The 16,453-nt window shown below is 32.6% G+C and carries 12 protein-coding genes; 10 read left to right on the plus strand and 2 right to left on the minus strand.

All coding sequences use genetic code 11. The annotated features are described in order from the left end of the window. Window positions 1-122: 122 nt before the first annotated feature. Both lon and ACJDUG_RS04275 read right to left on the minus strand, forming a co-directional pair. On the minus strand, window positions 123-2,486 hold the full coding sequence (gene lon / locus ACJDUG_RS04270) for an endopeptidase La (protein WP_406768642.1): 2,364 nt from the start codon (window positions 2,484-2,486) through the stop codon (window positions 123-125). Window positions 2,487-2,557: 71 nt separating this feature from the next. Next, window positions 2,558-3,121, minus strand: coding sequence for a TetR/AcrR family transcriptional regulator (locus ACJDUG_RS04275; protein ID WP_406768643.1), 564 nt, complete (start codon window positions 3,119-3,121; stop codon window positions 2,558-2,560). Window positions 3,122-3,345: 224 nt separating this feature from the next. Between ACJDUG_RS04275 and ACJDUG_RS04280 the strand changes: the two genes are divergently transcribed. From ACJDUG_RS04280 to ACJDUG_RS04325, 10 genes are all read left to right on the plus strand, one after another. Further along, a complete protein-coding gene (locus ACJDUG_RS04280) occupies window positions 3,346-5,184 on the plus strand; it encodes a peptide ABC transporter substrate-binding protein (RefSeq protein WP_406768644.1) in 1,839 nt (612 codons plus the stop codon). 106 nt (window positions 5,185-5,290) lie between these two features. Beyond that, entirely contained in the window at window positions 5,291-6,220 is a 930-nt protein-coding gene (locus tag ACJDUG_RS04285; protein WP_406768645.1) for an ABC transporter permease, read from the plus strand. Window positions 6,221-6,223: 3 nt separating this feature from the next. Continuing rightward, window positions 6,224-7,495: an ABC transporter permease gene (locus ACJDUG_RS04290; protein WP_406768646.1), complete on the plus strand. Its 1,272-nt coding sequence runs from the start codon at window positions 6,224-6,226 to the stop codon at window positions 7,493-7,495. A 12-nt stretch (window positions 7,496-7,507) separates the two neighbouring features. Further along, entirely contained in the window at window positions 7,508-8,551 is a 1,044-nt protein-coding gene (locus ACJDUG_RS04295; RefSeq protein ID WP_406768647.1) for an ABC transporter ATP-binding protein, read from the plus strand. A 1-nt stretch (window position 8,552) separates the two neighbouring features. Next, window positions 8,553-9,515: an ABC transporter ATP-binding protein gene (locus ACJDUG_RS04300; RefSeq protein WP_406768648.1), complete on the plus strand. Its 963-nt coding sequence runs from the start codon at window positions 8,553-8,555 to the stop codon at window positions 9,513-9,515. 134 nt (window positions 9,516-9,649) lie between these two features. Continuing rightward, window positions 9,650-9,991 carry a single-stranded DNA-binding protein gene (locus tag ACJDUG_RS04305; RefSeq protein WP_406768649.1) on the plus strand — a complete coding sequence of 114 codons (342 nt, stop codon included), beginning with the start codon at window positions 9,650-9,652 and terminating at the stop codon, window positions 9,989-9,991. Window positions 9,992-10,154: 163 nt separating this feature from the next. Next, the gene (locus ACJDUG_RS04310; protein WP_406768650.1) at window positions 10,155-11,468 is read left to right on the plus strand and encodes an LCP family protein; all 1,314 of its coding nucleotides are present in this window, start codon (window positions 10,155-10,157) and stop codon (window positions 11,466-11,468) included. A 90-nt stretch (window positions 11,469-11,558) separates the two neighbouring features. Continuing rightward, a complete protein-coding gene (locus ACJDUG_RS04315) occupies window positions 11,559-12,383 on the plus strand; it encodes a PRD domain-containing protein (RefSeq protein ID WP_406768651.1) in 825 nt (274 codons plus the stop codon). 155 nt (window positions 12,384-12,538) lie between these two features. Further along, window positions 12,539-14,536, plus strand: coding sequence for a glucose PTS transporter subunit IIA (locus ACJDUG_RS04320; protein WP_406768652.1), 1,998 nt, complete (start codon window positions 12,539-12,541; stop codon window positions 14,534-14,536). A 198-nt stretch (window positions 14,537-14,734) separates the two neighbouring features. Further along, entirely contained in the window at window positions 14,735-16,402 is a 1,668-nt protein-coding gene (locus ACJDUG_RS04325) for a ribonuclease J (RefSeq protein WP_406768692.1), read from the plus strand. The last annotated feature ends 51 nt before the right edge of the window (window positions 16,403-16,453 follow it).

Below are 16,453 nucleotides of genomic sequence, written 5' to 3' on the forward strand. Positions count from 1 at the left end.
CCTAATGTTACTTATTTAAGCCTTAATTTAAAACCTGCATATAAGTATTATTAATGCCTTTTTAAAGCAGTAAAAATTAAAGCCTATAAATTACTATATTTAAATTTTTATTAAGTTAATGTCTATTTAAATAAATGAGAAGCAGCTATTATGTCAGGAACTAAATATTCAGACTTAGGTAAATTAAGATTAAGCGCTTCTTTCATTACATCTTCAATAGTTTCTACAGGTATAATAGTTAGTTCGTTTTTGACTTCGTTAGGCACCTCTTTAAGATCAGCTAAATTATCCTTTGGTATTAAAACCTTTTTAATACCAGCTCTTTGAGCTCCAAGAAGTTTTTCTTTTAAACCTCCGATTGGAAGTACAGCACCTCTTAAAGTAATTTCACCTGTCATGGCAAGCTTTGAATCAACATTAATTCCTGTTATTAGTGAGGTTAGTGCAGTAAACAGTGCGATTCCTGCTGAGGGACCATCCTTAGGAACAGCGCCAGAAGGAACATGAATATGCAAATCTGTCTCTTTAAAGTTAAAGCTATTTATGGCAAGTCTTGACTTTAATAAACTTAGTGAAATTCTTGCGGATTCTTTCATAACATCTCCAAGCTTGCCAGTTAAAATTACTTGTCCATTTCCTGACATTGAGGTTGCTTCAATAAATAAGATTTCTCCGCCAACTGGTGTAAAGGCAAGTCCAGTGACTACTCCAGTAGGGTTCTGCTGGGAGACTCTATCATGTCTTGAAACTTTATTTCCTAATATATCTTCCAATATATCTTCAGTTATTATATATGGAAGCTTAATACTTTTAGATACTACTTTTTCAGAAGCTATTCTGGCTATTGTTGCTAGCTGCTTCTTTAAGCCTCTTACTCCTGCCTCTAAAGTATAATTATCTATTATATTGTGTAAGGCTTCATCTTTAAAAATAAGCTCTTTACTTGTAAGACCGTGTTCTCTAAGTATTTCTGGAATTAAATGATTCTTTCCGATATTAAACTTTTCATTGCTTGTATAACTTGATACTTGTATTATTTCCATTCTATCTAAAAGTGGTCTTGGAATTGTATCAAGAGAGTTTGCTGTTGCAATAAAAAATACTTCTGATAAATCATAGGGTACATCTAAGTAATGATCTGAAAAGGTATTATTTTGTTCAGGATCCAGAACTTCAAGAAGTGCACTTGCAGGATCACCATTATAGCCACCCATTAATTTATCAACTTCGTCTAAAATCATTATAGGATTTTTTGCACCTGCTTTTTTTATGCTTTGAATTATTCTTCCTGGTAATGCACCTACATATGTTCTTCGATGTCCTCTTATTTCAGCCTCATCTTTTATGCCCCCTAAGCTAAGACGGATATACTTTCTCTTTAGAGCCTTAGCTATGCTTTTCCCAAGGCTTGTCTTACCAGTTCCCGGAGGACCTACAAGAAGAAGGATAGAGCCTTTTTTATCTTTATTAAGCTTCATTACTGCAAGGTGTTGTAATATTCTATTTTTTACTTTTTCAAGTCCATAGTGATCTCTATCTAGTATTTGCTTAGCTTTTTCAATATTGATGCTTGCATTTTTTCCGGATTTCCAAGGAAGCTGAACCAATAAATCCAAATAATTTCTTATTATATTATAGTCTGAGCTTGTAGAGCTTTGACTTTCAAGCTTATTTAACTCCTCGTAGGCTATTTCTTCAATCTCTTTAGGCATGTTTGCTGCTATTATTTTTTCTCTATAATCCTTTTTATTACCCTTTCCGTCCTTTAATTCTTCTTGGATTGCCTTTAATTGCTCTCTAAGCACTTGGTCTCTATAATTTTTATTTGCCTTTTCAGAAAACTTTTCTGCAAGTTCAAATTGAAGCTTTATGCCTTCTTTATTTTTATGAAGCTGCTCTAGAAAACGCAAACTTCGATCTTTTAAAGACTTAATGCGAAGGAGCTCATATTTATCTTCATTTGAAATTCTAGCAAATTGAGATACATATCCTATTAATTTATTTATATCATCTATTACATCAATTTTCTTTATTATAGGCTCTGAATCATTAAAATAAGCAGCGGTTTCATGTATTACATTTTTTAACTCTTTAAGTATATTCTCTTTTTCCGAACTGGTTAAATCAAAATCATCTGAGGCATTATCAAAATCTCCCATAATAATTTCAGAAGTTATATTCAATTTTTTAATTTCTATACGGTCTAAAACCTTAAGAGTAATTTCATAAATATCTTTGTGGCTTTCTATTTTTTCAACTTTAAACAACACTCCAGTATCATAAAAGTCATCTTCCTTTAAATTATTTTTATCGTGGTTTTCCTTAAGGGGAAGGGCAATACTTACTGAATTTTCATTTTCTAAATATTTAATTTCTTCTTCGCTTAACCTATTTAATTTAACCTTTTGAGTCATTCCAGTTAGTAAAAGACTATTTATCACTGGAAGAACCATTTTTTCTATATTTTTATTTGTTGTTTTTCTCATATCTTAATCCTTTCAAAAACTTTATTGGTACACTAAAAAAAATTGACACATAAATAATTTTAAATTCTTTATTATAAAAGAAGGGCATCTTGAATTATTTTAATCATTTCTAAAAGATTACTTGCTTTCTCCTTATCAGTTAAACAGTGATTATTATAAATGACTTTAACTGGAGAAAATATAATGGCTGCCAAATTATCATTACTAAAGTTCTTAATTACTTTTCTTTCCTTTAGTTCATCAAAAAAAATATATAAATCAAATATGCCTTTCCTAACAGCACAGTTGTTAGATAAAACAGGACAGCTAGAAAATTGTTCTACAAAATTAAATATTTCCTCGTTATCTTTAATATAGATATAATAACTTTTTATAAGAATCTCAATAAGTTCTTTTCCATTCATATCCGTATTAGTTTTTTCAAGCAAATAGGAAAAGATGTCTTCAGAATATTCTATATAAATATCTTGAAGCATCATTTCTTTATTATGATAGTATATATAGACTGTGGCAGGGGAGACACCAGCTTCCTTTGCTATTTTTGACATGGAGGTTCCGTGTAGACCTTCTCTTAATATGCTGTTTATTACTGCTTTTTTTATGCTGTTTTGTTTTTCATCATCTTTTCTTCTCATATTAGACACCTCATTATAATTCTATAATAAATGAACATTCATTTAATGTCAATGTCGCTAAAAAATATGTCAAGCAAATTATGAGAAGCTAATTCAAATTTTAATTTTGAGTGTGTCTTATTAAAAATATTAGACATATCCTTAAATTCATTTTCATAGTATTAAGTATGTTACTTAAATTAATACAAGAATAATTTTTTAACATGTGAAAAGGGGGAAAATTAATGAAAAGCAAAAAGCTAGTTGCGTCTTTAGTGATGGCTGTCATGGTATTTACATCTGTACTTACAGGGTGTCAAACAAAACCACAAACAAATGATCAAACTGCAAAGGTAGATAAGGTACTAGATTATTATGTTGGTGATGAGCCTCAAACCTTAGATCCTCTTCAAATGATTGGTGCACCAGATATGTATCTTGGAAACTTTTTCTTAGAAGGTTTAACAAGAGCAGGTAAAGAGGAAGGAAAATATGAACCAGGTGTTGCAAAGTCCTGGAGTTTTGATCAAGCATCTAATACTTATACCTTTGTACTAAATAAAGACGCTAAATGGAGTAATGGAGATCCAGTTACAGCTCAAGACTTCTTCTTTGCATGGAGACTTGCCATGGAAGACAGCACACCTTATAGCTATATGATTTCATATATAAAAGGTGCTCAAGATTATGCCGATGTTACTAAAAAGAGCTATTTACTTGGAAAGGATGCAGCTTTTAAGGCTTTAAATGATTCAATAAAAACAGAAACAGATGCTGCTAAGAAAAAAGATCTAAAGGCACAGGTTTCTAAGAGAATTGAAGCAATGACAGCTGAAGAAAATGCTGAATATAAGAAGCTAAAAGATGATTTATGGGCTAAGGTTGGAGCAAAAGAAAAGGATGGAAGTATAGTAATAGAATTAGCTTCTCCAGTACCTTTCTTTATAGGACTAACTGCATTCCCAGTATTTTTCCCAGTAAATGAAAAGTTCTATAATGAGCATAAAAAAGCAGGGGACTATACCTTAGAAGCAGCTGGATTGCTTTCCAATGGCCCTTGGGTTGTTAAGGATTGGAAGCACAAAGAAAGCTTTGCTATGGATAAAAACCCCAATTACTGGAATAAAGACAATATAAAAATAGATAAAGTAAATATTAAGGTTGTTAATGATGTTGCAACGAGAACAAATCTTTTAAAGACCGGTAAACTAGATGGTTCAGCAATTCAATCCACAGATTTAAAAGATTTTGAAGATCAAGCTACCTTAGATCAATATAAATTACAGCCTCTTGAGAATATGCCTGACTACACAGTATTCTATATAGATTTTAATCATTTCAGCAACAAGATAACTCAAAATGTAAATATAAGAAAAGCTATGGCCTATGCTATGGATCGTAAAACCTTTGTAGAAAAGATAAATTTAGGAGATGATCCAGCGTTAGCTCTTATACCAACGCATTTCTTAGGCTTAAATAAGGCTTTCCGTGATGAGAATGGTGTAACTTTATTTGATGATAATCAAAAGGATAAAGCTAAGGAATTTTTGGCACAGGGCTTAAAGGAGCTTAATTTAAAAGAGCTGCCAGCAATGGATATGCTAATTGATACTGGTGATATATCTATGAAAATAGCTCAGAAATATCAAGAAGATTGGAAGCAAATCGGAATTACTGTTAATTTAATACCTGTTCCATGGTCAGAAAAATTAAGCAGATTACAAGCTGGAAACTTCGCTCTTTGTGCTGACGGATGGGGTCCAGACTATTTAGACCCAATGACCTATATGGAATTGTTTGAAACAGGTAATGGTAATAATTATGGACAATACAGTAACAAGAACTATGATGATTTGATTGAAAAAGCTAGAACAGAAGCAGATCCTGCAAAACGTATGAGCTATTTCTATGATGCAGAAAAGATACTTATGAATGATATGGTTATTGCTCCAGATTATTATAGAGTTGCTCATTGGACCTACAAAACTTATTTGACAGGCGTAGTACACAGAGGAATAGGAGCTAACACTGATTTCTATTGGGCAGATATTGATATGACAGCTAAAAATGCTGAGTCAAAGTAAGCCTTAAATAAAGAATATTTTATGAAAAGGTATATGCTTCATATACCTTTTCTAATATGTATGTGCCTTATAAATAAGGCTAATTATATAGTAGGAGGAATTTAGTGTGCTGAGGTATATTTTAAAAAGAACCTTTTATGCTTTTATAACACTTTGGGTTATTGCAACGCTAACTTTTGTACTTATGAAGGCGCTTCCAGGAGATCCATTTCATGATCCAAAGCTTAAGCCAGATGTAAAACAAGCCTTAATGGAAAAGTATGCATTAGATAGACCAATAATTCAGCAATATGGTATATACATAAATCATTTAGTTCATGGAGATTTTGGGACATCCATTAAATATCCAGGACGTTTAGTATCAACAATTATAAAAACTAGCTTTCCCAAGTCCTTTGCACTTGGCTGGAGGGCAATGCTGCTTGCAAGTATTCTGGGAATATTTTTTGGTCTTATTGCAGCGCTTAACCATGAGAAATGGATAGATTATATAGTAATTCTAATTGCAATAATAGGAGTAGCTGTTCCAAATATTGTAATGGGACCATTTCTATCTTATAACTTTGGTGTTAAGCTTGGATGGCTCCCAGTAACTGTGGATAATACTCAAAAATCCTTAATCCTTCCTGTAATAACTCTTTCCCTTGGAACTATTGCATTTGTATCTAGAATGATGCGTACCACCACCTTGGAAGTAAATGGACAAGACTACATACTTACGGCGAAATCTAAGGGTATAACAAAGCTTCAAATTGTTTTAAGACATATTATTCGTAATGCAATTATGCCTGTTGTAACAGTCTTAGGACCTCTTTTTGCAGCAATAATAACAGGTTCAATTGTAGTAGAAAAGGTATTTGCCGTAGCAGGACTTGGTGAATATTTTGTAAATACAATACTTGAGCAGGATTATCCTATGATTATGGGTATTACAATTTTTTATGCTGTTTTAATAATAGCCGCAATGTTAATAGTGGATATTGCCTATAGTTTTATTGACCCAAGATTAAAAAGTAGTATAGGAGGTGGGGATTAACCTATGGATAAGACAATGTTTGAACATGTTGGAAAAAATTTGGCGGCAGCTCAGAAAATTAAACGTCCAAGCATCTCTTATATTAAGGATGCATTAAGAAGGTTAAAGAAAAATAAACCTGCCGTGATATCCTTTATTATACTAATTATTATGATAATCATGTCTCTTATTGGGCCAATAATAACTAAGGCATTATATGGATATACATACAGAAATCAAGATCTTAAAGTACAAAATCAATCTATGATTCTAAGTAATAAAAGAAGTATTATGCTTACATCAAACACTGCATTTACCTATAATAAATATTCCCATGACTTAGGCAAAACAAAGATTTCTTTTAAAAATATTAAATTAAAGGGTAGTGGTACATTAATTTTAAAAATAGGGAACAAGGCAGAAGAAGCACAGCAGGGAGATCAAAAGGAATATAAAATTGAAATTAAAACTGAAAATGGGGACACCTTAAATAAAATAGCAGAGAAGCTTAATAGTGAAGCAGAAAAGCAGCTTCAACAGGATCCTGACTTTAGAGGAATTACAGCAAAGGCAAGTGGTTCAACCTTAACTATTGAAAGTAAAGGCAAAAGTGAATTCAACAAAGCTCATTGGCTTGGAACTGATATGTTCGGAAGAGATTTATTTACAAGGTTATGGGAGGGAGGAAGAGTATCATTTTTAATTGCCTTTGTAGCTGTATTTATAACCTCTATAATAGGTATTTTATATGGTGGTATTTCAGGATATATTGGCGGCAGAGCAGATACTTTAATGATGCGCTTTATTGAAATAATAATGGTAGTACCTGACATGCTGTATATTATTTTACTTCTTCAGGTTATGAAACCAGGAATTCAGCCAATTATTATAGTTCTTGCAGCTACCTCCTGGATGGGTATAGCTCGTATTGTCAGAGGAGAAGTAATGAGACTAAAACATTCTGAATATGTTCTTGCAGCTGAAACCCTTGGTGCAAGTACTAAAAGAGTTATCTTAAAGCATTTAATTCCAAATACAATGGGCCCTATAATCGTTCAAATGACAATGATGATACCTTCAATGATTTTTACAGAAGCCTTTTTAAGCTTTATAGGCCTAGGAATTCCAGTACCTTTTGCCTCCTGGGGATCCTTAATAAATGAAGGGGCTCAAGTTTTTGTGCTTTATCCAAATAGTTTATTTGTTCCAGCTGTAGCACTTAGCTTAACTATGCTGGGTTTTAACATCTTTGGAGATGGTCTTAGAGATGCATTAGATCCAAAGCTAAGAAAGTAGGAGGCGATTTAAGTGAAAAAGTTATTAGAAATAAAAGATTTAAGTGTATCCTTTGATACTTATGCAGGTGAAATTCAAGCAGTTAGAGGGGTGTCCTTCGATTTATATGAGGGAGAAACCATTGCAATTGTTGGAGAATCAGGCTGTGGGAAATCGGTTACTGCGAAATCTATTATGCGTCTAAATCCTGAACCTCCTGCAAGATTTAAAGGTGGTCAAATTTTATTCAATGGCGAAGATATAGTTGAAAAAAATGAAAGAGAAATGAGAGAAATAAGAGGTAGTAAAATTGCAATCATATTTCAAGATCCAATGACATCTTTAAACCCAACAATGACTGTAGGAAAGCAAATTGTAGAAGGATTAAAGAAACATACTAAAATAGATAATGCTGCTGCTAAGAAAATCGCCATAGATATGTTAAAAACAGTTCAAATTCCAAATGCCGAGCAGAGATTTAATGAATATCCACATCAGTTTTCTGGAGGAATGAGGCAAAGGGCAATGATAGCAATTGCACTTGTATGCAATCCGAAGCTTCTAATTGCAGATGAGCCAACAACCGCGCTTGATGTTACTATACAAGCTCAAATAATGGAACTTATGAAAGAGCTCCAAAACAAAATAAATACCGCCATCATTATTATTACTCATGATTTAGGGGTAGTTGCGGAGGTATCCCAAAGGGTAATAGTTATGTATGGTGGCAAGATTGTAGAATACGGAAGTACGGATCAAATTTTTTATAATTCGAAACATCCATATACCTGGGGGCTTTTAAGTTCGGTTCCTAGATTAGATATTGTTAAAGAAGAAAATAGACTATCCTCAATAGAAGGAACGCCACCAGATTTATTTGCCCCACCAAGTGGATGTCCATTTTCTGATAGATGTGAATATTCTATGAAAATATGCAGAAAAGAAATGCCTGAAAACTTTTATATAGAGGAAGGGCACGCTGCAGCCTGCTGGCTAAACCACCCTGAAGCACCTAAGGTTAAGCCCCATATTGAAGCAATAAAATTAAATACTTCAGAAGCGACTGGAGGTAATTAAAATGGCAGATAAGGAAGTAATATTAAAAGTAGAAAATTTAAAGAAGTATTTTAAAGTAGGCGGTAAAGGTATACTAAAGGCAGTTGATGATGTAAGCTTTGATATATATAAAGGAGAAACACTGGGACTTGTTGGAGAATCAGGCTGTGGAAAGTCAACCTGCGGTCGTACAATTCTAAGAATATATAATGCTACAGAAGGAAAGATAAAATTTTATGGTAAAGATATTCATAAATTAGAAGGAAAGGAAAAAAAGGAGTATAACAAAAGAGTACAGATGATATTTCAGGATCCTTATGCATCCTTAAATCCGAGAATGCTTGTGTCAAATATAATTGCTGAAGGTATTGATGTACATGAAATTTTAAAAGGTGAAGAAAGAACAAAGAGAATAGACGAACTCTTAGAATTAGTTGGTTTAAATAAAGAACATGCCAATAGGTTTCCTCATGAGTTTAGTGGAGGACAAAGACAAAGAATTGGAATAGCCAGGGCACTTGCTGTTAACCCTGATTTTATTGTGTGTGATGAACCTATCTCAGCTCTAGATGTATCTGTGCAAGCACAGGTAGTTAACCTATTACAAGATTTGCAAGAAAAGTATGGGCTTACATATTTATTTATAGCACATGATTTATCTATGGTAAGATATATATCAGATAGAGTTGCAGTAATGTATTTAGGAGCAATAATGGAATTATCAAGCAGCGATGAAGTATATCATCATTCTATGCATCCATATACAGAAGCTTTACTTTCAGCTATACCTATTCCTGACCCAAAAATTCAGCATAAAAGACATCGTATAGTGCTTCAAGGAGATGTTCCAAGCCCCATAAATCCGAAAGAAGGCTGTAAGTTTGTAGATAGATGCTCAAAGGCAATGGAGGTCTGTCATAAAATTAAACCTGAACTTAAAGAACTAAAACCAAAACATTTTGTGGCATGTCACTTATATGATTAAATAAATAAACAATTAGAAATCAGGTAAAACATATAAAATATTAATAATAAATTTTTTGTTAAGAAGCAATTAAGTTGTTTAATAAAAGTTAATCTGGATAGAATTAAAAACAAATATAGATGTTGGAGGAAGACATGAATAGAGTTGTTTTAATTGGCAGATTAACAAAAGATCCAGAGATGAAGGTTTTCGAAGAAAGTGGTAAGGTTAACACAAAATTTATTCTTGCAGTAGAAAGAAACTTTAAAAACAAAAATGGAGAAAGAGAAGCAGATTTTATACCGGTTACCTTTTGGGGTAAAAGAGCAGAAGTAGTAAACGATCATTTATTAAAAGGTAAACTTATAAGTGTAACAGGGAGACTCCAGACCCATAGTTATGAAGATGCAGAAGGAAAAAGAAAATATATTTCAGAAGTTATTGCTGATGAGTTTCAATTTATTGATTCAAAGAAAAAAGAGGAAAATATTATTTAAAAGCTAAGCAAATGCTTAGCTTTTTTGCTTATTACAGTAGAATTGCAAGTATTCATAAAAAATTAATTTCATATAATAGAAGAGTTAATATATAATAATTTTATGGAAATGATTTCTATACTTTAAGTAAATAATTAAAGAAATATATAGGGGGAAGCATTATATGGGGAAGTTAAAAAAGCTTTTTAAAGAGAAAAGGCTGATCATGATTGGAATATGCAGTTTTATTGTAGTTATAGCTGTAGTACTTTCGTGCTATTTATATATAAAACATATATATAATAAAAATATGTTAGTTGTTGTACCAACAGCAGAAAACAATAACACTGTGCCCGAAATTAGTTCTGAACCGGTGGAAACGGAGACTAATTATGGTGAAGAAACTGATATAGTTAATGTGCTTTTAGTTGGAGTAGATACTAGGGGAGCATTTAACGATTCAAGAACAGATTCAATAATAATAGCAACTATAGACCCATCTACAAAGAAAGTAAAGCTGACATCTCTAATGAGGGATATGTATGTAGTAATCCCTGGAAAGGGATATAATAAAATAAATGCAGCCTTTGAAATTGGCGGTATTGATCTTCTTAAGAAAACTATTAAATATAATTTTGGACTAAATGTTGATAAGAATATAGCTATAGATTTCCAAGGGTTCCAGTCACTTATTGATAATTTAGATGGAGTAGAACTGGATGTAAAAGATTATGAAGTAAAAGAAATAAATAAGTATATTAAAGAGGTGAATGGAGCAAATTCTACATTAATTCAATCTCCTGGTATGCAAAAGTTAAATGGACAGCAGGCATTATCCTACTGCCGAATAAGAAAAGTAGGAAATAATGACTATGAAAGAACTGACAGGCAAAGAAGAGTTTTATCCTTACTACTAAGTAAGGTAAAGGATACTAGTGTTTTAAGTTATCCTAAGCTTTATTCAACCATGTCACAATATGTCAAAACTAATATTCCTTTTGAAGATATGCTTAAAATTGTTTATACTGTATATAAATTTGGTGATAGCACAACAGATAACCTAAGGTTACCTGCTGATGGATATTTTAAAGATACTTCTATTAATGGTCAATCTGTTTTAATTCCTAATTTAAAATATAGTGCCACTGCGCTTTATAAGTTTATATATAATACTGTACCATCAAATCTAAAGGTTCCTGACAATAGTGCTGTGTATAATAAAAAACCAGAAGATACTAGTCAAAGTAATAATCAAGCACCTAATAAAGAAGCTACACAAGGTAAAGCACCAGAACAGGTTCCTACAAAGCCAAATACTCAAAATCCAGACCCAAATAATCCGCAGCAAAATACACAAACTCAAACTCCGAGTGATAATACCAATACCAATACAAATACCAATACTGAAGGCCAAAACCCGAGTGATAATTCTAACAAAAACACTACGCCTTCACAACAAACTAATACTCCTAATGGGGCAAATAATACTGCTCCATAACATACCTTTATAAAATTAAATAGATTATTGAATAAATCGAAGAAATTCATTACAATATTAATGTTACTGATAGCTTTTTAGGAGGCAGAAATGGAAGTTTACACAATAAAAAAAATACTTAACAACAATGTTGTAATCGGTGTAAAGGATAAGGAAGAATATGTTTTAGTCGGGAAAGCTATTGGATATGCCTCGCAAAAGGGTGATGAACTTTATAAAGACAGAATTGAAAGCATTTTTGTAAAGCAGGAAGATGTAAAAGATAACTTTGATAGGATTCTGCAAAATATTAATAGAGAAATTGTTGGACTTTCTGAAGAAATAATTTCTTTATGCGAAAAGGAACTTGATCAAAAACTTAGCAAAGCCATACATGTTTCTCTTCCTGATCATATAAGTTTTGCAATTCATAGAATTGAAACAGGAGTTAAAATTGAAAATCCATTTTTAAATGAACTTGCAGCTTTATATCCTAAAGTATATGCACTTGCACAAAAGGCATTATTGATGATAAATGATAGGATCACAACTAAGCTGCCTGAGGATGAAGCAGGCTTTATATGTATGCACATTAAAGCAGCAATAAATAAGGAAGAGGTTACCTCTGCCTTAAGTTACACAAAAAAAGTTGGAGAGATTATGGAGCTAATATTCAAGCTTATCAAAAGGGATGTAAAGAAAAACTCACTTGAATATATTAGAACTATAACACATATAGATTTAATGCTGCAAAGGGTATTGAATAAAAAAACAATAAAAAATTACCTGCTTGACAACATAAAAAAAGAGCTATATAATGAATACGATTTAGCTGTAAAGATTTCTTTAAAAATTGAAAATTTGTTTTCTATTAAGATACCTGAAGATGAAATAGGCTATATTGCCTTGCATCTTAGGAGACTTTCTGAAATATAAGTAGTGTTACTATTAAATTAGGCACGAGCTTAAAGTATAACTTATTTATTAAGTTATTTTTTAAGCTCGTGCTTTGTTTTTTGCATGAAATATATAATGAAAAAAACAATATTTATATTAGCCTATTGAGGCAAAATAAAATAGGAGGAATTATAATGAAAAAATTATTTGCAGTACTACAAAAAATAGGTAAATCCTTGATGCTTCCAGTATCAGTTTTACCTGCAGCTGGACTTTTACTTAGATTTGGTCAGCCTGACCTGCTTAATATCGCATACATGGCTAAAGCAGGAGACGTTATATTTGGAAATTTACCAATGATATTTGCAGTTGGTGTAGCTATTGGTTTCTCTGGCGGAGAAGGAGTTGCAGCTCTTGCAGCAGTAGTAGGAGAGTTTATCCTTGAAGGGATAATTAAAGTAGCAAGTACTAATGCGGCTAATGTTCTTGCGGAAAAAGCTGCCGCAGCTAATCATATGACTCTTACAGCTTTTATGACCACACCTTCATATAGTGATATAGTTACAAAGTCTACAATAAATATGGGGGTTTTTGGGGGTATTGCCATAGGACTAATAGCGGGAGCTCTTTATAATAAATTTCATAACATAAAGCTGCCTCAAGTGTTAGGTTTCTTTGGAGGAAAAAGATTTGTACCAATTATTACATCTTTAGCAGCCCTGGTATTTGCAATGGTTGGGGTAACTGTATGGGCTCCAGTTCAAAATGGTATTAATGTATTTGCACTATGGGCAAGTAACTCAGTTCTAGGACCTGCATTTTATGCAGCTGGTAAGAGATTACTTATTCCTGTTGGATTACATCATATGTATTATCCAGCATTCCTATATCAATTTGGACAGTTTACTTCAAACGGCGTAACTTACTTTGGTGACTCTGCTAGGTTCTTCCATGGAGATCCTACTGCCGGTGTATTTATGGCTTCTGAATATCCAATACTAATGTTTGGCCTTCCTGGAGCAGCAATAGCTATGATAGCAGCTGCAAAAAAGGAAAACAGAAGTAAAATAGCTGGAATGATGGTTTCTGCAGCTTTTGTATCTTTCTTGACTGGTATTACAGAACCTATTGAGTTTTCATTTATATTTGTAGCTCCTGTATTATTTGTTTTCCATGTACTTGCAGCATTTTTATCTGGAATTATTACAAGTATTCTTCATATAAGATTAGGCTATACATTCTCAGCCTCCTTTATTGACTACTTATTAGGCTTTAAATTTGCTGGTCATCCTTGGCTTATATGGATAGTTGGTGCTGCCTTCTTTGCACTTTACTTTGTAGTATTTTATTTTTCAATAAAGGCCTTTGATTTAAAGACGCCTGGTAGAGAAGAGGATGAGGGTGAGGAAGTTGTTCTTATGAATGTCAAGGGTAGCGAAAGAGCAGCTAAAGTATTAGAAGCTATCGGTGGGAAAGATAATATTGAAGTTTTAGATGCCTGCATTACAAGACTTAGACTTAATTTAAAAGATTCATCTAAAGTAAATCAAAAGGCTTTAAAAGCACTGGGTTCAGCAGGGATATTAACTGCAGGAAACAGCGTTCAAGTAATTTTTGGCACTGAGGCAGAAAGCATTAAGGAAGATATAAAAGCAATTATTGCTAATAATGGAGTTTATAACACTTCAGATTCAGAGGTTTCTAAGGCTAACAATAAAGAAAAAGTGATTATAGGAGGTTCCTATTCTTTAGGAAGCCCTTTAGATGGTGAAGTTGTAGAGCTAGCTCAGGTTCCTGATGATGTGTTTTCTGATAAGATATTAGGAGATGGTTTTGCTATAATACCTTCTGGGAATAAGGTTTATGCACCTATGAGTGGTGAAATAACAGTATTATTCCCGACGAAACATGCAGTTGCTATTACAACAGATGAAGGGCTTGAGATATTAGTCCATATTGGTTTAGATACAGTAAACTTAAATGGTGAAGGCTTTACGGCACATGTAAAGCAAGGTGATAAGGTTAAGAAGGGAGATTTGCTTCTAACCTTAGACTTAGACATTATAAAACAAAAGGCTAAAAGTGTAATTTCTCCAATTATTATTACGAACATGAATATTGTTGAAAATATTAACATTTTTAAGGGCATAAAGAAGCCTGGAGAAAAAACAGCAGATGTAATAACAAAATAGAATTATTAATAGTTCGTATTAAAGTATTATTAGTAGTATTACTTTCATACGAACTTTTTTATTACTCAAAGCATTTAAATCATATAAGCTGGCTAAAGGAAATAAAGTTATAAGATTTATTTCATAATTAAATTTATTGAAGAATTAAATTTTTTTTTAAAGAAAAAATAGATAGTAAATATGTTTTAAAAGCAGGTGATACAATTGAGTGATGAAAATGTAAAGGTTATTCCCTTAGGAGGCCTTGGAGAAATAGGAAAAAATATTACTGCCATAGCCTTTGAAGATGAAATTGTAGTTATTGATTGCGGTATATCTTTTCCCGATGAGGAAATGTATGGTGTTGATTTAGTTATACCTGATATAACTTATTTATTGGATAATGCTGAGAAGGTAAAGGGTATCTTTTTAACTCATGGTCATGAAGATCATATTGGTTCACTACCATATATTTTAAAGCAGCTTAACGTACCAGTATATGGAACAAGACTTACCTTAGGTATTGTAGAAAATAAACTTAGGGAACATAATATGCTTTCAGATTGTAACCTCAACAGGGTAGAAGCAGGAGAAGTAGTAATAATAGAAAAACTTAGTGTTGAATTTATAAGAAACACTCATAGTATTGCTGATTCATGCTGTCTTGCAATTCATACCCCTATAGGTGTAATATTTCATACTGGAGATTTTAAAGTAGATTACACACCAATAGATGGTAAGATTATGGATCTAGAAAGGATTTCTGCCTTAGGAAAACAAGGAGTACTGCTGCTTATGGCTGACAGTACCAATATAGAACGTAAAGGTCAGACAATTTCAGAAAAGTCAATTGGGAAAACCTTAGAGAAAATTATTTCAAAAGCTGAAGGTAGGGTTATTGTTGCTACCTTTGCATCCAATATTCATAGAATGCAGCAAATAGTGAATGCTTCTATTGAGTACAACAGAAAGGTGGCCTTTAGCGGACGGAGTATGGAGAATATTTCTGGAGTGGCTATGGAACTTGGCTATCTAGATATACCAGAAGCTTGTCTTATTAGTGTGGATAATATAAATAATTATCCAAATGATCAAATTACAATTATCACTACTGGAAGTCAAGGTGAACCTATGGCTGCACTAGCTAGGATTGCTTTTTCAAGCCATAGGAAAATTCAGCTTGCTCCAAAGGATTTATTTATTATTTCGGCTTCTCCTATTCCTGGTAACGGTAAACTTATTTCTAAAGTAATAAATCAGCTATTTAAAAAAGGTGCAGATGTTGTTTATGAAGCATTAGAAGAAGTGCATGTATCAGGTCATGCATATAGGGAGGAGCTTAAGCTAATTCACACCTTAGTACATCCTAAATTTTTTATGCCAGTCCATGGTGAATATAGACACTTAAAACACCATAGAGACTTAGCAATAAAATTAGGTATGGATGACAGTAATATTTTTACTCTTGATACTGGAGATATATTAGAATTATCAAAGAATGAGGCGAGAATATCAGGAAAGGTTCGTACTGGAAATGTATTTGTTGATGGACTTGGAGTGGGGGACGTTGGAAATATAGTTTTAAGAGATAGAAAATATCTGGCTCAAGACGGTATGCTTACAATAGTTGTCACCATTGAAAGAGAATCCTACAGTATTATTGCAGGACCAGATATAATAACTCGTGGTTTTGTATATGTGAAGGAATCAGAGACTTTAATTAATGGAGCTAAGGAAATAGTAAGGAATGAAATAGAAGTTTGCTTAAAAAATGAAATTCTTGAATGGCAGGTATTAAAGAACAGTATGAAAAAGTCTATGGAGAAATACTTATACGAAAAAACAAAAAGAAGACCAATTGTTTTACCTATTATTATGGAAATCTAATAAACAGCGGTGATTCCACTAGATCACCGCTGTTCTTAATGCTTAAAATAC

This window comes from Candidatus Clostridium stratigraminis, assembly GCF_045310675.1.
Classification (GTDB): Bacteria; Bacillota; Clostridia; order Clostridiales; family Clostridiaceae; genus Clostridium_AT; species Clostridium_AT stratigraminis.

Excerpts from the sequence above, each read along its gene's own strand:
- ACJDUG_RS04320 (WP_406768652.1), top strand. The coding sequence starts at position 12,539 with ATGAAAAAATTATTTGCAGTACTACAAAAAATAGGTAAATCCTTGATG.
- ACJDUG_RS04280 (WP_406768644.1), top strand. The coding sequence starts at position 3,346 with ATGAAAAGCAAAAAGCTAGTTGCGTCTTTAGTGATGGCTGTCATGGTA.
- ACJDUG_RS04300 (WP_406768648.1), top strand. The coding sequence starts at position 8,553 with ATGGCAGATAAGGAAGTAATATTAAAAGTAGAAAATTTAAAGAAGTAT.
- ACJDUG_RS04315 (WP_406768651.1), top strand. The coding sequence starts at position 11,559 with ATGGAAGTTTACACAATAAAAAAAATACTTAACAACAATGTTGTAATC.
- ACJDUG_RS04310 (WP_406768650.1), top strand. The coding sequence starts at position 10,155 with ATGGGGAAGTTAAAAAAGCTTTTTAAAGAGAAAAGGCTGATCATGATT.
- ACJDUG_RS04305 (WP_406768649.1), top strand. The coding sequence starts at position 9,650 with ATGAATAGAGTTGTTTTAATTGGCAGATTAACAAAAGATCCAGAGATG.
- ACJDUG_RS04275 (WP_406768643.1), bottom strand. The coding sequence starts at position 3,121 with ATGAGAAGAAAAGATGATGAAAAACAAAACAGCATAAAAAAAGCAGTA.
- ACJDUG_RS04290 (WP_406768646.1), top strand. The coding sequence starts at position 6,224 with ATGGATAAGACAATGTTTGAACATGTTGGAAAAAATTTGGCGGCAGCT.
- lon (WP_406768642.1), bottom strand. The coding sequence starts at position 2,486 with ATGAGAAAAACAACAAATAAAAATATAGAAAAAATGGTTCTTCCAGTG.